Annotated in this window: 15 protein-coding genes; 10 read left to right on the top strand and 5 right to left on the bottom strand. The window is 68.7% G+C overall.

Going from position 1 to position 16,046, the window contains the following annotated elements; translation table 11 throughout:
• The first annotated feature begins 51 nt into the window (after nucleotides 1–51).
• From ettA to L2I40_RS00110, 3 genes are read left to right on the top strand one after another with little or no spacing between them, the layout of a single operon-like run.
• Nucleotides 52–1,731, top strand: coding sequence for an energy-dependent translational throttle protein EttA (ettA, locus tag L2I40_RS00120; protein WP_237212815.1), 1,680 nt, complete (start codon nucleotides 52–54; stop codon nucleotides 1,729–1,731).
• Between the two features lie 10 nt (nucleotides 1,732–1,741).
• On the top strand, nucleotides 1,742–2,320 hold the full coding sequence (locus L2I40_RS00115) for a hypothetical protein (RefSeq protein WP_237212814.1): 579 nt from the start codon (nucleotides 1,742–1,744) through the stop codon (nucleotides 2,318–2,320).
• Complete coding sequence (locus L2I40_RS00110; protein WP_237212813.1) at nucleotides 2,317–2,835, top strand: GNAT family N-acetyltransferase; 519 nt, start codon at nucleotides 2,317–2,319, stop codon at nucleotides 2,833–2,835. Before L2I40_RS00115 ends, L2I40_RS00110 begins: the two co-directional genes overlap by 4 nt.
• 10 nt (nucleotides 2,836–2,845) lie before the next feature.
• Here the strand turns inward: L2I40_RS00110 and L2I40_RS00105 are convergent, their stop codons facing one another.
• Both L2I40_RS00105 and L2I40_RS00100 read right to left on the bottom strand, forming a co-directional pair.
• A complete protein-coding gene (locus L2I40_RS00105; RefSeq protein WP_237212812.1) occupies nucleotides 2,846–3,472 on the bottom strand; it encodes an MlaC/ttg2D family ABC transporter substrate-binding protein in 627 nt (208 codons plus the stop codon).
• Nucleotides 3,473–3,532: 60 nt separating this feature from the next.
• Complete coding sequence (locus tag L2I40_RS00100) at nucleotides 3,533–4,336, bottom strand: MlaA family lipoprotein (RefSeq protein ID WP_237212811.1); 804 nt, start codon at nucleotides 4,334–4,336, stop codon at nucleotides 3,533–3,535.
• A gap of 164 nt (nucleotides 4,337–4,500) precedes the next feature.
• On the opposite strand from L2I40_RS00100, the gene metF reads away from it, so the two are divergent.
• Nucleotides 4,501–5,451: a methylenetetrahydrofolate reductase gene (metF, locus tag L2I40_RS00095; protein WP_237212810.1), complete on the top strand. Its 951-nt coding sequence runs from the start codon at nucleotides 4,501–4,503 to the stop codon at nucleotides 5,449–5,451.
• A 9-nt stretch (nucleotides 5,452–5,460) separates the two neighbouring features.
• Here the strand turns inward: metF and L2I40_RS00090 are convergent, their stop codons facing one another.
• Both L2I40_RS00090 and L2I40_RS00085 read right to left on the bottom strand, forming a co-directional pair.
• Complete coding sequence (locus tag L2I40_RS00090; protein WP_237212809.1) at nucleotides 5,461–5,811, bottom strand: hypothetical protein; 351 nt, start codon at nucleotides 5,809–5,811, stop codon at nucleotides 5,461–5,463.
• Between the two features lie 151 nt (nucleotides 5,812–5,962).
• A complete protein-coding gene (locus L2I40_RS00085) occupies nucleotides 5,963–6,859 on the bottom strand; it encodes a hypothetical protein (RefSeq protein WP_237212808.1) in 897 nt (298 codons plus the stop codon).
• An 81-nt stretch (nucleotides 6,860–6,940) separates the two neighbouring features.
• Here L2I40_RS00085 and L2I40_RS00080 point away from each other — a divergent pair, with 81 nt between their 5' ends.
• The 3 genes from L2I40_RS00080 to L2I40_RS00070 are packed head-to-tail and all read left to right on the top strand — an operon-like array spanning nucleotide 6,941 to nucleotide 10,604.
• Entirely contained in the window at nucleotides 6,941–7,468 is a 528-nt protein-coding gene (locus L2I40_RS00080; protein ID WP_237212869.1) for a pentapeptide repeat-containing protein, read from the top strand.
• A complete protein-coding gene (locus tag L2I40_RS00075) occupies nucleotides 7,465–9,681 on the top strand; it encodes an ATP-dependent helicase (protein WP_237212807.1) in 2,217 nt (738 codons plus the stop codon). Before L2I40_RS00080 ends, L2I40_RS00075 begins: the two co-directional genes overlap by 4 nt.
• The gene (locus L2I40_RS00070) at nucleotides 9,681–10,604 is read left to right on the top strand and encodes a 50S ribosomal protein L11 methyltransferase (RefSeq protein WP_237212806.1); all 924 of its coding nucleotides are present in this window, start codon (nucleotides 9,681–9,683) and stop codon (nucleotides 10,602–10,604) included. Before L2I40_RS00075 ends, L2I40_RS00070 begins: the two co-directional genes overlap by 1 nt.
• A 136-nt stretch (nucleotides 10,605–10,740) precedes the next feature.
• Here L2I40_RS00070 and L2I40_RS00065 read toward each other — a convergent pair whose 3' ends face one another.
• Nucleotides 10,741–11,145, bottom strand: a complete 405-nt coding sequence (locus L2I40_RS00065; RefSeq protein WP_237212805.1) for a DUF1127 domain-containing protein — start codon at nucleotides 11,143–11,145, stop codon at nucleotides 10,741–10,743.
• 137 nt (nucleotides 11,146–11,282) lie between these two features.
• Here L2I40_RS00065 and L2I40_RS00060 point away from each other — a divergent pair, with 137 nt between their 5' ends.
• From L2I40_RS00060 to L2I40_RS00050, 3 genes are read left to right on the top strand one after another with little or no spacing between them, the layout of a single operon-like run.
• A complete protein-coding gene (locus L2I40_RS00060; RefSeq protein ID WP_237212804.1) occupies nucleotides 11,283–13,073 on the top strand; it encodes an aminopeptidase P family protein in 1,791 nt (596 codons plus the stop codon).
• Nucleotides 13,074–13,129: 56 nt separating this feature from the next.
• The gene (locus tag L2I40_RS00055; RefSeq protein WP_237212803.1) at nucleotides 13,130–14,626 is read left to right on the top strand and encodes an AMP-binding protein; all 1,497 of its coding nucleotides are present in this window, start codon (nucleotides 13,130–13,132) and stop codon (nucleotides 14,624–14,626) included.
• The gene (locus L2I40_RS00050; RefSeq protein WP_272910914.1) at nucleotides 14,619–16,013 is read left to right on the top strand and encodes a DHA2 family efflux MFS transporter permease subunit; all 1,395 of its coding nucleotides are present in this window, start codon (nucleotides 14,619–14,621) and stop codon (nucleotides 16,011–16,013) included. The genes L2I40_RS00055 and L2I40_RS00050 overlap by 8 nt, the downstream gene beginning before the upstream one ends.
• Nucleotides 16,014–16,046: the final 33 nt, after the last annotated feature.

Here is a 16,046-nt window from a genome sequence, read left to right as displayed (position 1 = left end):
ACAGCACGATAGAACCCGCGCCTCTCCCCACACGCCCGGAAGTCCCGCTCCATGCCCGCTTGGCAGTACGTCTACGTGATGAAGGATCTCACGAAGTCCTACCCGGGCGGCCGTGAGGTCTTCAAAGGCATCACCCTGTCCTTCCTCCCCGACGCCAAGATCGGCGTGCTCGGGCCGAACGGGGCCGGCAAGTCGACCCTCCTCAAGATCATGGCCGGCATCGACAAGGAGTTCGGTGGCGAGGCCTGGGCCGCCGAGGGCGCGCGGGTCGGCTACCTGCCGCAGGAGCCGCATCTGAACCCCGACAAGACGGTCGGCGAGAACGTCATGGAGGCGTTCACCGAGCTCTCGGCGCAGCTCGCCCGCTTCAACGAGATCTCCGAGAAGTTCGCCGAGGAGATGTCGGAGGACGAGATGAACGCCCTGCTCGCCGAGCAGGCCGAGCTGCAGGGAAAGATCGACGCGGCCGAAGGCTGGGAGCTGGAGCGACGCATCGAGATCGCACTTGATGCGTTGCGCTGCCCACCCTTCGACAGCCCGGTCGGCCACCTCTCCGGTGGTGAGCGGCGGCGGGTCGCGCTTTGCAAGCTGCTGCTGGAGAAGCCGGATCTCCTGCTGCTCGACGAGCCGACCAACCACCTCGATGCCGAAAGCGTATCGTGGCTCGAGAAGACGCTGCGCGAGTGGCAGGGCGCCGTCCTGGTCGTCACCCACGACCGCTACTTCCTCGACAACGTGACGAACTGGATCCTCGAGGTCGATCGCGGCCGCGGCTTCCCCTACCAGGGCAATTACAGCTCCTACCTCGATCAGAAGCGGAAGCGTCTGCAGCAGGAAGAGCGCGAGGAGAGTGCGCGGCAGCGCCAGCTTGCGCGCGAGCAGGAGTGGATCGGGCGCAGCCCTGCGGCGCGCCAGGCCAAGAGCAAGGCCCGCATCACCGCCTATGAGGAACTGCTGCAGAAGAGCCAGGAGAAGGGCCCCGGCGAGGCGGAGATCGTCATCCCGCCCGCGCCGCGCCTGGGGAATCTCGTGATCCAGGCCGAGAATCTGCGGAAGGGCTACGGCAATCGCCTGCTGATCGAGGATCTCGACTTCAAGCTGCCGCCCGGCGGCATCGTCGGCATCATCGGGCCGAACGGCGCCGGCAAGTCCACGCTCTTCAAGATGATCACGGGCGTCGAGCAGCCGGATGCCGGCAAGCTGACCATCGGCGACAGCGTGAAGCTCGGCTACGTGGACCAGTCGCGCGACAGCCTCGACGACAACAAGACCGTCTGGCAGGAGATCTCGGACGGGATGGACCAGATCACCATCGGCAAGCGCACCATCCCGTCCCGCGCCTACGTCGCCGCCTTCAACTTCAAGGGTGCGGACCAGCAGAAGCGCGTCGGCATCCTTTCGGGCGGCGAGCGCAACCGCGTGCACCTCGCGAAGATGCTGAAGCGCGAGCACAACGTGCTGCTGCTCGACGAGCCGACCAACGACCTCGACGTCGATACGCTGCGCGCCCTTGAGGATGCGCTGGAGGATTTCGCGGGCTGCGCCGTCGTGATCAGCCATGATCGCTGGTTCCTCGACCGCCTCGCGACGCATATCCTGGCTTTCGAAGGCGACAGCCACGTCGAGTGGTTCGAAGGGAACTTCGCCGCTTACGAGGCCGACAAGCGTCGACGCCTTGGCGCCGCGGCGGATCAGCCGCATCGGATCAAATACCGCCCGCTCGAACGATAGGCTCCCGCGCGTGTCTGGTGAGCGTTCGCCGACCGTGTGGCTGCGCGTCGGCCCGGGAGAGGTCGGGATCGCCTGCCGGTACAAGGCCGGGCCGACGGTGCGAAGCACCGATGAGGGCGGCCATGCCGATGCTGTCCTGCCGGGCGGCGTCCCGGTCGGCTACTATGCCAGGACGAGGCGTGACCGGCGTCTGGCCATCGTCGCGCCCGGCATGGTGCGCGATGCGCGGGCGCTGCTCCGTGACCGGCCAGAATACATGATCGCGGCGGAGGCGCGGGCACGGCGCTGCCCGACCACCTTCTGTGTCGTGGAGGTCGGGCGCGAGGCCGCCCTGCTCTTCACGCGGATCTGGGAGGATATCGCGGAGCGTCCGCCGCGATTCGTCGCCGTGGGCGGCAATTGTGCCCAGGTGATCGCGCGCGCCCTGGTCGACGTTGGCGCGATGCCGCGGCGCTGGCCGCCGCCGGGCAGTCCGGATTCATTGTTCAGGGCGCTCCATCGCGCCCGGCCGGATGCGCGCGTCGCCACGGGTTTCGCCGAATTCGTCGCGGAGGGGGACGGCTACGCGATCCGCCTGGACGCTGCGTGACGACACCGATCCTCTCCGCACCCCGCACTCTGCATACGCCGCGTCTCTCGCTGCTCCCGCCCGGGCCGGAGCACCTGCCGGACCTGATCCGGCTCAAGGGCGACGAACGCGTGTTCGGCTTCATGCTCCATGGCGTTCGAAGTCCCGATCGGACGAAGGAGGAACTCGAAGACGACATGGAGTTCTGGCTGGTCCGTGGCTACGGCACCTGGAGCGTGTTCGAGCGGACGACTGGCGACTTCCTGGGCATATGCGGGTTGATGGAGCGCCCCGACGGCCGCGGTGTCGCGCTACGGTTCGCCCTGTGGCCGGAATGCCGCGGCAAGGGTTACGCGCGGGAGGCAGCGGTGGCCGCCCTCGAGTTCGGGCATCGGGCGGGGCTCAAGCGCATCATTGCTGTGGCTCGGGAGACGAACCAGGCGTCCCGCGCGGTGCTGAGCGACATCGGCATGAAGGAATGCGGAGCGTTTCTACACCAGTCTCACCGCATGCTGATTTTCGAGAGCCTCGCCTAGCGCCAAGTGGTCAAGCGCCCTCGCGCTGCGTCAATTGCTGGATCTGCTGCCGCATCGCGACGAGCAGGGCTCCCACGTTGCCGTTGTTCCGCGTGATCACGCTGCTGTACTCGCTGCGTGTCGTCAGGCGCAGGCTCGTTCCCTCTGCGATGACATCCACGACCTTCGGTGCGCCGCCGATCTCGGCGACCCGCCAGTCAAGTCCGAACGGCGGAGTGCTTGGTCGTTCGACGATGGTGCTGACCAGAGCATCTTCTTCGGTGCGAGCCTGCGTACGCCCGAGAGAGAAACGAACGCCCTGATACTCTCCAAACCGGGCGGACAGGTTCCTTAGCAACACCTGCTCGAACAGCTGCATGTACTCAGCCTGCTGCTCCGGTGTCGCGGCACGCCACCATCGCCCCAGGATGAAGCGGCCGACGCCATCGACATCGACGGCGCGCCGGAGGATCTGTGCCACACGCTCTCGACGGACGGCCGCGGTCAGGTTCGAGGCGTTGATGGCGGCGACGAGCTCGTTGCCGGTCGCTTGGATGAAGCCGGTCGCGCGACCGAGATCGATCTGCTGCGCGGCGGCGCCACGCGCTGCGCAGGTCACAGCCACGGATGCGGCAGCCAACACGAAGCGACGGGTCATTATCGGCATGACAACATCCTCAAACTGCGGCGCCGCGATCGAGCTGCATGGGCGTGCCGCTCACCTCGCCTGGCCGGCACCGCCTGTGCCGGCGCCAAAACCAGTGCCTCGCGCTGCTGGCGCGGCGGTGTCCCGGTTCATGATCTCGGCTGCCCGGCGCTGCCTGTAGGCGCTCCGGATCGTCGCGTAGGGGTCGAGCGAACTGTTCCGGACCGCGTCGAGAGGCTCGATCAGCCCCTCCCGCGTATCGAGCCCCTGCAGGACGATGCGCGTGTTCGTCGCGGCATCGAAGAACTCGTTGCCGGAGATCCAGGTCAGGGGATTGCTGGCTGCATCGACCCCGAACCCGACGAGGTCGCGGGGATTGGACGGCCCGAGAAACGGGATGAACAGATAGGGACCCTCCGAAACCCCCCAAATCGCCAGGGTCTGCCCGAAGTCCTCTGCGTGGCCAGGCAGGCCGAAGCCGGTCGCGACGTCGAAGATGCCTCCCACGCCAAGCGTGGTGTTGAGGACGAAACGCCCGATCGTGACGCCGGCCCGGTCCGTCTCGCCCTGCAACAGGTCGTTCACCAGGATGACCGGGGTCCGCAGATTTCCGAGGACGTTGCGAACGCCGGAGCGGAGTTCCGGCGGCAAGAAGATCCGATAGGCTTCGGCGGCGGGTCGGATGACCAACGTATCGAGGCCCTCGTTCACGAAATACATGCCGCGATTCAGCGGCTCCAGGGGATCGTTGTTGGCCCTGAATTCCTCGACGGCTTCGGTGTCGGCCGGATCCGGGCGCGTCGCGCAAGCGCCAAGGCCCACAGCGGCCGCACAGACCAGCGCCAGGACCGAACGCGGGAGGTGACCAACGATCAACCAGTCTCTCCTGTGCCAAAGACGAGGCGGCGGGCGGTGCGTCCCGGGGCTTTCGGGCTCCGCAGGCCCCCTATATATGCGCTCGCCAGCCACGGCGGAACGGCCGTTCCGCGCGGGCGCTTGCATGGGCGTGCGGTGGCATCGCGCCGCCGCGGGGGAGAACCATGAACGTCGCGATGAATGCCGGGACGCTGCAGCGCTGGCTGACGGGACCGCGCGTGGCCGGCTTGCCACAGCCCACGGAACTGCCGCCTCCGAAGCTGTCGTTCGAGTTCTTCCCGCCGAAGAATGAGGCACTCGAGCAGCAACTCTGGGCATCGATCAGACGGCTGGAGCCCTTGGCCCCGCGTTTCGTCTCGGTCACCTATGGCGCGGGCGGCTCGACCAGGGCCCGAACCCACGAGACGGTTGCCAGGCTGGCACGCGAAACGTCACTCACCCCGGCGGCGCATCTGACCTGCGTCGGCGCGACGCGCGATGAGGTTGACGAAGTGGCGCGCGAGTACTTGTCGGCCGGCGTTCGCCACATCGTCGCGTTACGCGGCGATCCGCCGGCCGGCGCCAGCGAGTACACGCCCCATCCTGGCGGCTATGCGCAGGCGGAGGATCTCGTCCGCGGGCTGCGGCGCATCGCAGATTTCGACATCAGCGTCGGCGCATATCCCGAGACCCATCCGGCCGCGACGTCCGCGTCGGCCGATCTCGATTTTCTCAAACGCAAGATTGATGCGGGGGCGACCCGCGCTATAACCCAATACTTCTTCGACACCGACATCTACCTGCGCTTCATTGACCGCTGCGCCGCGGCCGGCATCACCGTGCCGATCGTGCCGGGCATCCTGCCGGTCTCCAACTTCAAGCAGGTCCAGAAGTTCAGCGCGATGTGCGGCGCTTCTGTGCCTGGCTGGATGGCGAAGCTGTTCGACGGACTCGAAGACGACGCGGAGACACGGCGAATGGTCGCCGCGGTCGTCGCGGCCGAGCAGGTGCGACTCCTGCAGGCCAACGGCGTCGACGAATTCCACTTCTACACGCTCAACCGTGCTGACCTGACTTATGCGATTGCGCATCTGCTCGGGGTGCGCGCCCCGCGGACAGACGCTCCAACCGGCTGAACCGGCGGGTCACCGCATCAGGTTGAACTTGTCGATCAGGAACAGGGTCCCGAACAGCGTCCCGGCGAACACCAGCAGGTGGATGCGGATAGCGTCCTTTCGGAATACCATTGCGGCCGGTGGATCCGGCGCCGCTGCGGCGGCCAGCGCCGCAAGCCCACGGAGCGGTTCCGGGGATCGCTCCGGCGGGGGCGCAGCCGGTGTGGTCGCCGCAACGGCGTCTGCCACAACCGCTTCGGTCTCCGCCGGCGTCAGGCAAGGTCCCAGGTAGGCGAAGCGACGGGCCGCCTCTTCCGACCCGATGGTGCTTCCGTCCCAGAGCACCCAATGCCGCAGATGCGGGTTCCAGCCGATCGGCAAGGGATGCGACCCGGCATCCTCTGCCCGAGTGACCCAGTGCCAGGGGCGGCCAGGGTCAGCCGGCTCGCCAGGACGTGCCGCGGCAGGCCAAGACGTCATGCGTCGCTCCATTCGTGTCGGGGGGCAGCGTAACCCCCAAGCGCTGCGCGAGTCAGCCTGTCAGGCCGGCGTGCCGTAGGCGACCATAGAGCGGACGCAGGAGGAATGGGCTCAGGAAGAGCGGGAACTGGCAGAGTGCGAAGAAGAGCAGGATGCGCGGTTCCGTCGCGGCCGGAAGGACCGCCAGGTAAAGTGCCATGTTCCGGTTGCCGCTCAGGAGCCCCGTGGCGAGCGCGACGCCCCGGCCGGCCGGGAGGCACGCAACAGCCGTCAGCGCGTTCAGCCCGAAATTGCCGATGAAGGCGAGCGCAAGCCCACCCGCGACCCATAGCGGGTCCAGGAGCAGCTTCGCTTGCAGGCCGTCCATCACGCCGATCCCGTAGATGACCAGCAGCAGGACGACCGTGCCGTCCACCATGCCGGACCAGCCACCGAGGCGCTCCGCCGGCACGACGCGCCGAATGGCGAGCGCGAGCAGCAGCGGCAGGCCGACGATCAGGGCTAGGCGCGCCATCAGTCCCCAGATCGAGATCGCGAGATCGATGCCGAGCAATCCCAGCGCGAGCGGCGGCGCTGTGAAAGGCACGAGGAGCGTCGAGACGACGGCGACGACGAGCGATATCGAAGCATCGAGCCCCACCAGCCGAGCGAAGGCAGGGGAGGAGGTCGCCGCGCAGCCAGTGGCCATGATGACGAGTGCGGCACCGAGCGGCCCGTCGAGGCCCGCCATTTGCACCAGGGCGAAGACGATCAGCGGACAGGCGATGAGGATCCAGACAAGCAGCGCCGCGACCAGCAGCGGGCGGCGCAGATAGCCGAGGACCTGCACGAGGTCGATCCGGAGCAGGACCAACGTCATCAGGCCTGCCACCGTGACCGTCAGCGTGTCGCGCAACAGCGCGGCGAGCGGCGGCACTGCGACGCCGACGAAAATGCAGCCCGCAAGCAATAGTCCGGCTCTGCGCGCCGACCATTCGAGGAAGGATTTGACCGGGCCCAAGGCGAGGTGGCGTTGCGGAGACGGTTGGATGTGTTCGACCCCCGTTCTATATGCCGCATCGTGCCCCGTCACTCCCAACTTGCCCTCGCCCTGCTGGTGGCGCTCATCGCCCAGCCGGCGCTCGCCGCCTGCACCGACCCGCCTGCACCGGAGGTCACGTGGCGACGCTGCCTTCTCGATGGCCGTGACCTGTCGGGGGCGGACCTGACGCGAGCGCATCTGCGCGACGCCTCCTTCCAGCGAGCGCGGCTGACCGGCGCGAAGATGGCGGGCGCCGACGCGACGGATGCACGTTTCGTCTCGGCGGACCTCGAAGGTGCCGTGCTGCAGGAGGCAACGCTGCGCGAGGTCGACTTCACCCGTGCGATCCTGCGCGGAGCGATTCTCAAGGGAGCCGATCTCCGCCGGGCCCGGCTGTTCCGCGCCGACCTGACGGGCGCGGACCTGACCGGAGCCGTGCTGACGGGCGCCGACTTTTCCGGCGCGATACTTGACGGCGCACGCTGGAACGATGGGCAGCGCATCTGTGCCGTCGGGAGTGTCGGCACCTGCCAATGAGCAGCTACCTCGAGGCGCTCAACCCTGAACAGCGCGAGGCGGTGGAGACGCTGGACGGGCCGCTGCTCGTCCTTGCCGGAGCCGGCACTGGCAAGACCCGGGTGCTGACGACGCGCTTTGCACACATCCTTGTCAGCGGGCGGGCACGGCCTTGGGAGGTCCTCGCCGTGACCTTCACGAACAAGGCCGCGCGCGAGATGCGGGAACGCATCGCCGGCATTCTCGGGCGGCCCGTCGAAGGTCTCTGGCTCGGCACTTTCCACGCACTCTGCGCGCGGATGCTGCGCCGGCACGCGGAGCTCGTCGGCCTCACCTCCTCCTTCACAATTCTCGATGCCGACGACCAGTTGCGCCTCCTCAAGCAGGTGATGGAGGCCGCGGCGGTCGACCTGAAGCGCTGGCCAGCGCAGGGCCTGATGGCGCAGATCCAGCGATGGAAGGACCGCGGCCTGACGCCTGGCCGCGTGACGCCGGCTGAAGACACGGACTATGCCGGCGGTCGTGCTCGCGCGCTGTATGCCGACTACCAGGATCGGCTACGTGCGCTGAACACGGCGGACTTCGGCGACCTGCTGCTGCACGTGACGGAGATCTTGCGCACGCACCCCGACGTTCTGGCGGGATATCACCGGAGCTTCCGCTACATCCTGGTGGACGAGTACCAGGACACCAACCTGGTGCAGTATCTCTGGCTGCGCCTCTTGGCGCAGCGCCCCGAGCCCGAGCCGCAGAACATCTGCTGTGTCGGCGATGACGACCAGTCGATCTACTCCTGGCGCGGCGCTGAGATCGAGAACATCCTCCGCTTCGAGAAGGATTTCCGGGGCGCGAGCGTGGTGCGCCTGGAGTCGAATTACCGCTCGACCCGCCCCATCCTGGGCGCCGCGAGCGGCTTGATCGCGCGGAACACGGGGCGGCTGGGCAAGACGCTGCGCCCCGGGCGCCATGATGCGGATGGGGAAAAGGTGCGCGTCGTCTCGCTGTGGGACAGCGAGGAGGAAGCGCGGATGGTGGGCGAGCGGATCGAAGCTGCGCGGCGCGTCGGGCATCCGCTGAGCCAGATCGCGATCCTGATCCGGGCAGGGTTCCAGACGCGCAGCTTCGAAGAGCGGTTGATTGTCCTCGGCGTACCGTATCGCGTCGTGGGAGGGCTGAAGTTCTATGAACGTCAGGAGGTCCGCGATGCGCTGGCCTATCTACGCGTGCTGCACCAACCGGCGGACGACCTCGCCTTCGAGCGCATCGTGAACGTGCCCAAGCGCGGGCTTGGCGATTCGGGAATGCGCGCGCTGCATGAGCGGGCGCGGGCCGAACGCGTGCCCTTGGCGACCGCCGCCGAACGGATAGTGGAGGGAGATTCGCTGAAGCCGAAGCCGCGCTCCGCAATCCGCGAGTTGATGCAAGGCTTCGCGCGATGGCGGCAGGCGAACGAGAAGGACGGCCACGTCGTCGCCGCCGCGACCCTTCTCGACGAGAGCGGCTACACGGCGATGTGGCAGGCGGAAGCGACGAAGAACAACGCTGAGGCCCAGGGCCGACTTGAGAACCTCAAGGAATTGCTGCGCGCCATGGGCGAGTTCCAGACACTCGCTGGCTTCCTGGATCACGTGGCGCTGGTCATGGAGAACGATGAGAACACCGAGGCCGAGCGCGTGCAGCTCATGACGCTGCACGCCGCGAAAGGCCTGGAGTTCGACACTGTCTTTCTGCCGGGCTGGGAGGAAGGCCTCTTTCCGTCGCAGCGCAGTCTGGACGAGGGCGGCGAGAAGGCGCTGGAGGAGGAGCGGCGGCTCGCCTATGTCGGCATCACGCGGGCCCGCAGGCGGGCGATCATCAGCCATGCTGCGAACCGGCGCATCTACGGCAACTGGTCGCCTGCGATCCCCTCTCGCTTCCTGGACGAACTGCCGGAGGACATGATCCTTCGGGAAGGTGGAACCGGCCGAGCGAACCGTGCGGCTGACGTGGCCTCCGTCTTCTCCGGCGGTGGGCTGCTCGCCCGCCGCCCCCGCGTGATCGAGGCCGGATCCTGGGAGGTGAAGGAGCGCCCCGCCCAGGAGACGGGCTTCGCGCGAGGCGAGCGCGTCTTCCACGACAAGTTCGGCTACGGCACCGTCACCGCCGTGGACGACGACCGCCTGGAAGTCGCCTTTGACAAGGCGGATACGAAGCGCGTGCTCGACCGCTTCGTTCGCCGGGCAAGCGAGGTCTGATGCCGCGCGACGTCTATTCGGCAAAGCGCGACCGGCGCGCCGATCCCCTTGAGACCATCTGGCTGGACGCCCTGCCCGAGGAGGCCGTTCCGACCTTCGAGGCCGCCCTGCAGACCGTCTGTCGTTCCGTTTCGCTGTTCCGCGACGAAGCCACGGACACGTGGCGCGTCGAGGGCGTGCGGTCGCGTGGTGCCGGTGATGACGAACTGGCCGGCGCCTTGGCCTTGGCAGCCGCGATGACCGGCATGGAGCACCCGCAACTGCAGGCGGCGGCCGTGGAGGCCGAAGGGTGGCTCGCACGCACGGTTGCGGCGTTCGGCGAGCAGGAGATTGGCGGCGACTTCCTGATCCGGCCGACCCATGTCGCGCCGCGCCGCACCTATGGCCGGATCGTGCTTGTACTGGACGCCGGGATTGCATTCGGCTCGGGCGAGCACGCCTCGACCCGCGGTTGCCTTGTCGCCTTGGCGCGGATCGCCCGCGACGGTCGGCCAAGACGGCGTGTGCTCGATCTCGGCACCGGCTCCGGCATTCTCGCCATGGCAGCTGTGAAGCGACTGCGCTGCAGGGTGCTGGCCACGGACATTGAACCCTGGAGTGTTCGCGTCGCTGAGCAGAACGCGCGCATGAACGGCCTCGGCGACCGCGTCCGTGCGCGGCTGGCCGATGGCTGGGCCGAGCGACATGTCCGGCGCGGCCGACCTTACGACTTAGTTTTCGCGAACATTCTGGCGCGCCCGCTGTGTGCGATGGCGCGTGAACTAGCGACCGCCCTTGCGCCGGGGGGCACGGCGATCCTCGCCGGCTTGCTCGGAACGCAGGCGCGCATGGTGCTCGCGGCACATCGTCGCCAGGGACTCCGGCTCGAACGTGCCTTGCCGGTGGGGCCTTGGACGACGCTGGTGCTACGCAAGCCGGCGTAGATCGATGTGCGCCGCAAGGCGCGGCTGCAAGAAGAACGGGGCCGGCACCGGGAGAGGGGAAGGTGCCGGCCCCGTGCGTCCGCGGGGCGCTGAGAGGGGGGGTGACCCCGCGGAGTGAGGCGTGAGTTGTTCTGTTCTAGGCAGCCTTGGCACGGGCCTGCGCGGCGGCCTCGTTGCCGTTGGCGGCGCGGCCGACAGGCAGCTGGAAATCAGGCTCGAAGACCCGGGCGATGTCGCCGCGCGTCAGGCCGATGTCCGCCAGTTCGCGATCGTTCAGCCGCTTCAGCTTCTCGTAGGTGGCGCGTCGCTCGGGCCAACTGGTGAGGGCGTCGGCAACTGCGGAGAACACGGCGCCAACACGCCGCGCCGCCCTCTGGAGGATGTCGGCGATCGCCGCATCGCGGCTGCGGACAGCTGCCAGGCGAATCGCCTCGATCTCGGCGCTGGCCGGCGCTTTCGAATGGAACAGCCCGCTCTGTTCCGGGGCTCGACGGGGATCCATGATGCTCTCGCTATGCAGCGTTCGCCGGCGGGCCCCCATGGCCCCTCACTGGCTTCGCTGCATGACCGGAAGATAGGGACGTCCAGGCCACAGGCGATGCGCGAAAGCCACACCAGAGACATGCGTTGATCGCATTGGTTCCTGTGGATGCATGCTTTGATGGCGGGGGTGCCGTGATGAAGCAACCGAGCGAGCGTCCGCCCTTCTCCGACCGTTTGGCGTCGTTGCGGGGGCAGGTCGGCCGGCTGGGACTGGACGGCTTCCTGGTCCCGCGCGGCGACGCATTCCTCGGCGAGTATGTGCCGGCATCGGCAGAGCGGCTGGCCTGGCTTACCGGCTTCACCGGAAGCGCAGGACTCGCGTTGGTGCTGCGCGACCGCGCTTTTCTGTTCGTGGATGGCCGCTACACGACCCAGGCCGACCGTGAGACCGACCGCGCGCTCTGGACCCTGCGGCATCTTCTCGAGCAGCCGCCCGTCGATACGCTGAAGGCAGAGCCGGCCGGAGCGCGGATCGGCTACGATCCCTGGCTCCACACGGAAGCCGCCGTCGAGCGGTTGGCCGCGTCCGGCGCCGAACTCGTGCAGGTCGATGCCAATCCGGTCGACGCGGTCTGGGCCGACCGCCCCGTGCCGCCGGCCAGTCCCGGCGAGCTGCACCCGCTGGCCTTCGCGGGCCTCGAATCCGCCGCGAAGCGCGAAGCGGCCGCTGCCGAACTGCGCAAGGCCGGTGAGGATGCAGCTGTCCTGGCCGACCCGCATTCCGTCGCATGGCTCCTCAACATCCGCGGACGCGACCTCGTCCACACGCCGCTCCTCCTCGCCCAGGCCCTGCTGATGTCGGACGGGCGTGTCGAACTTTTCCTCGACCCCGGTCGCGCCGATGTCGCCCTCCGTGCACATCTGGGCAGCGCGGTGACGCTTCGCCCACCGGGCGAGCTGGCAGCGGCGCTGGACGGCATGGCGGGCCGCACCCTGCGGCTCGATCCGGACGCGACGCCGGCCTGGTTCGCCCGTCGGCTGCGTGCAGCCGGCGCGACCGTCGTGGCTGCTGAGGATCCGTGCCGCCTTCCCCGGGCGCGCAAGAACCCGACGGAGCAGGAGGGCGCCCGGGCCGCCCATCGGCGCGACGCAGTCGCTTTGGTACGGTTCCTCGCCTGGTTCGCGGCAGCGCCCCGCGAAGGGCTGACGGAGATGAAGGCTGCGTCGCAGCTGTTGGCGCTGCGCGCCGAAGGTGAGCGTTTCGTGGCGGAAAGCTTCCCCGCGATTGCGGGCGCAGGGGAGCACGGCGCGATCGTGCACTACCGCGCGACGCCGGAGACGGATCGCGCCATCCACCCCGACGAGGTGTTCCTGCTCGACTCAGGCGCACAGTATCGCGACGGGACCACCGATGTGACGCGGACGCTCTGGACCGGGCCGGGCAACCCGCCGGCTGAGCTTCGCGCCCGCTTCACGCGTGTGCTTCAGGGGCATCTGGCGTTGGCGGCCACGCGCTTTCCGGAGGGCGTCGCGGGGCCGCACCTGGATGCGATCGCGCGGCGCGCCCTGTGGCAGGCTGGCCTCGACTACGACCACGGCACCGGGCACGGCATCGGCAGCTTCCTCTCGGTGCACGAGGGGCCCGCTGGCATCAGCCGTGCCGCGAAACCGGTGCCGCTCAAGCCGGGCATGATCCTGTCCGACGAGCCGGGCTACTACGAGCCTGGCGCCTACGGAATCCGCATCGAGAACCTGCTGATGGTGCGCCCGTCGGCCGAACAGCCCGGCCAGCGAAAGCCGTTCCTGGAGTTCGAAGTCCTCACCCTTGCGCCCTATGAGCGCGCGCTGATCGATGTCGGGTTGCTGACGCAGGACGAGCGCGCGCAGGTGGATGCTTACCACGCGCGCGTGCTGCGAGAGGTCGGACCTCTGGTGGACGACAGGACGCGTGCGTGGCTCGCAGCGGCCTGCGCGCCTCTGACCTAGCTCCCCGTCGCGTCCGGTCTGGCGGCACCATCGGGGCCGGACCAAGATGGGTGATGATGTCCTGGCCTGGCACCATCACCGAGCTCCTCGAAGCGACCGCCGCGCGCCGCCCGGACTCCGCTGCCCTGCCTGGGCTGACCTGGGCCGAGATGGCTGCCTCCGTCAGGCGGCTCGCCGGAGGCTTGGCGCGGGAGGGGGTTGGCCCCGGCGACAGGGTTGCGCTTTTCCTCCCGAACGGGCCCGGCCTGCTTCTCCTGCTGGCAGCGCTGGCGCGACGCGGTGCATGCGCGGTGCTGCTCAACACGCGATTCCGCAGCGCCGAGATCGGCCCGCTCCTCGCCCGTGCACGCCCCTCAGCGATCGCAGTCGCGCGGGATTTCGAAGCCGTGGACGCAGCGGCGATCCTGGCTGCCGTCGAGCCCGCGCAGCGCGTCTCGCTGCGGCTGGTCATCGGCGTTGACCCGCTTGGCGTCGGAAATCTCCTCGATCTCCCGGTTCGGCCGTTCACGGAGCTCGACAGCGCGCGGGAGGCGCCTGACGCCGCAACGCCCGATGCCGAATGCCTCACCTTCACCACATCCGGCACGACGGGCAGGCCGAAGCTGGTGCTGCACCGGCAGCGGAGCATCGCGGCCCATGCTGCGGAGGTGTCGGCCCGCATAGGCCTCGACGTCCCGGGCGCATGTTTCCTTGCGGCCGTGCCGCTCTGCGGCACCTTCGGCCTCGCGGCCGCGATGGCCGCGCTGGCCGGCGGGGCGGTAATCCAGCCGATGGCGCGGTTCGACGCTGCAGAGGCCGATGCGACGATCCGCCGCACGGGCGTGACGCACCTGGTCGGCGGCGACGATCTCCTGCTGCGTCTGGCCGAGGTGGCAGGCAGCCCATACAACTCCCTGGCCTTCACGGGCTTCGCCAACTTCCACGGCAAGGCCGACCGGGTGATGGCCGAAAGTGCGCGATTGCGCCTCGCCGCACGCGGCGTCTACGGCAGTTCGGAGGCGCAGGCGCTCTTCGCATTGCAGGATCCTGGCGGCGTGCATGCATCGGTCGGCGGCGGCCTCCCCGCGAGTGACGCGGCGGCCTTCGCGATCGGCCCGGACGACCAACTGCTGGTGCGGGGACCATCGCTCTTCGATTCCTATCTCGGCGATCCGGACGCGACGGCGCGCGCGCGCGGTGTGGATGGTTGGTTCCGGACCGGCGATCTCGCCACGGCGCATCCCGACGGGCGCGGCTTCGACTTCGTCACCAGGGCCGGCGACGCGCTCCGCCTCGGTGGCTTTCTTGTCGCGCCCGAGGAGATCGAAGGGTTTCTGCTTGCGCTGCCGGGCGTGACGGCCGCGCAGGTCGTGGCGCATGACGGGCGCGCCGTGGCCTTCGTCGTTCCCGGCGCCGGCTTCGATTCGTCCGCTGTCCTCGAAGCCTGCCGTTCGCAGCTCGCAACCTTCAAGTCGCCGTCGCGCCTCGTCGTGCTGCCGGAACTCCCAATGGTCGACGGGCCGAACGGGCGCAAGGTCCAGCGCGCCAGGCTGCGCGAGATGGCCGGTGGCTGAGGCGAAGGACCCGCGCATCATCGCGGCGATCGTCGCCAGCGCGCTCTTCATGCAGAACCTCGACGCAAGCGTGGTGGCGACGGCGCTGCCGGCGATGGCGCGCGACCTCGCAGTGGACCCGGTGCACCTGTCGGTCGCGATCACATCCTATCTGGTTGCCCTGTGCGTCTTCATCCCGGTCTCCGGCTGGGTGGCGGATCGGTTCGGTGCGCGTCGCGTTTTCATGGTCGCAATCGTGGTCTTCACCCTCGCCTCGGCCCTCGTCGGACTGGCACAGGGCCTCGGCTCGCTTGTCGCGGCCCGCGTCCTCCAGGGCCTTGGCGGCGCCATGATGGTGCCGGTCGGTCGTCTCCTCCTGCTTCGTCGCATCCGCAAGGAAGAGCTGGTCACCGCGATGACGTGGCTGACCATGCCGGGCCTGCTCGGTCCGGTGCTCGGGCCGCCGATCGGCGGATTGCTGACCGACGCCATCTCCTGGCGCGCGGTGTTCTGGCTGAACATCCCCGTCGGCGTGATCGGACTGCTGCTGGTGTGGCGCTTCATCCCGGACGTCGAGCCTCAGGATCCTGGTCCGCTGGATGCGCTCGGCCTTGGCCTGTGGGGCTTCGCCTTGGCTGTCCTCATGGCCGGACTTGAGACAGCGGGGCGCGACATCGCGCCTGCCTGGTTTGCGCCGACGATGCTGACCCTGGCCATTCTGGCGGGCGTCCTGGCCGTCCGGCATTCGCGCCGCGCCGCGCGCCCGGCCGTGGACCTTTCGCTACTTCGGCTGCAAAGCTTCGGGGTCTCAATGGGTGGCGGCAGCCTCTTTCGGATCGGCGCCTCGGCGTTGCCATTCCTTCTGCCTCTCAAGCTCCAGATCGTGTTTGGCCTCTCCGCCAGCGCGAGCGGCCTGATCACCTTCGCGACCGCGCTCGGCGCCTTCACCATGAAGCCGCTCGTCCGTCCGCTCTTGATGCGCTACGGCTTTCGCACAGTCCTGAGCGTGAACGCCGTCCTGGCTGCGGGTGGGGTCGCGATCTGTGCCGCCTTCACGCCGGCCTGGCCGTTGGCTGCGATCTTCGTCGTGCTCGCGCTTGGCGGCCTCACGCGCGCATTGCAGTTCACCTCGCTCGCGACGCTGTCCTTCGCGGACGTCCCTCAGTCGAAGCTGGCTGCCGCGACGGCGATGTCGGGCACGATGCAGCAGCTTGGCCAGGCGCTCGGCGTCGTCCTCGGCTCCGTCGGCCTCGCGGCGGCCGCCTCCTTGACGGGCGCGGCGGCGCCCGGTGCGCGCGAGTTCGCCATCGCCTTTCTCATTGCGGGCGCGGTGGTGCTGGCTTCGCTGCCATCCGTCCTGCGCCTGCCACCGGATGTGGGCGCGAGCGTCTCGGGGCATCGCAGGTAACGGGGAATCCATGCAGCCCGGATGCGCGCATGG

The organism is Falsiroseomonas oryziterrae (assembly GCF_021864505.1).
GTDB classification, from domain to species: Bacteria; Pseudomonadota; Alphaproteobacteria; order Acetobacterales; family Acetobacteraceae; genus Falsiroseomonas; species Falsiroseomonas oryziterrae.
This window is presented reverse-complemented; position numbering and strand designations above follow the sequence as displayed.

Bases quoted from the DNA above. Each gene is read 5' to 3' on its own strand.
- ettA (WP_237212815.1), top strand. From the start codon at position 52: ATGCCCGCTTGGCAGTACGTCTACGTGATGAAGGATCTCACGAAGTCC.
- L2I40_RS00105 (WP_237212812.1), bottom strand. From the start codon at position 3,472: ATGACCCGTCGCTTCGTGTTGGCTGCCGCATCCGTGGCTGTGACCTGC.
- L2I40_RS00055 (WP_237212803.1), top strand. From the start codon at position 13,130: ATGTCCTGGCCTGGCACCATCACCGAGCTCCTCGAAGCGACCGCCGCG.
- metF (WP_237212810.1), top strand. From the start codon at position 4,501: ATGAACGTCGCGATGAATGCCGGGACGCTGCAGCGCTGGCTGACGGGA.
- L2I40_RS00065 (WP_237212805.1), bottom strand. From the start codon at position 11,145: ATGGGGGCCCGCCGGCGAACGCTGCATAGCGAGAGCATCATGGATCCC.
- L2I40_RS00060 (WP_237212804.1), top strand. From the start codon at position 11,283: ATGAAGCAACCGAGCGAGCGTCCGCCCTTCTCCGACCGTTTGGCGTCG.
- L2I40_RS00075 (WP_237212807.1), top strand. From the start codon at position 7,465: ATGAGCAGCTACCTCGAGGCGCTCAACCCTGAACAGCGCGAGGCGGTG.
- L2I40_RS00070 (WP_237212806.1), top strand. From the start codon at position 9,681: ATGCCGCGCGACGTCTATTCGGCAAAGCGCGACCGGCGCGCCGATCCC.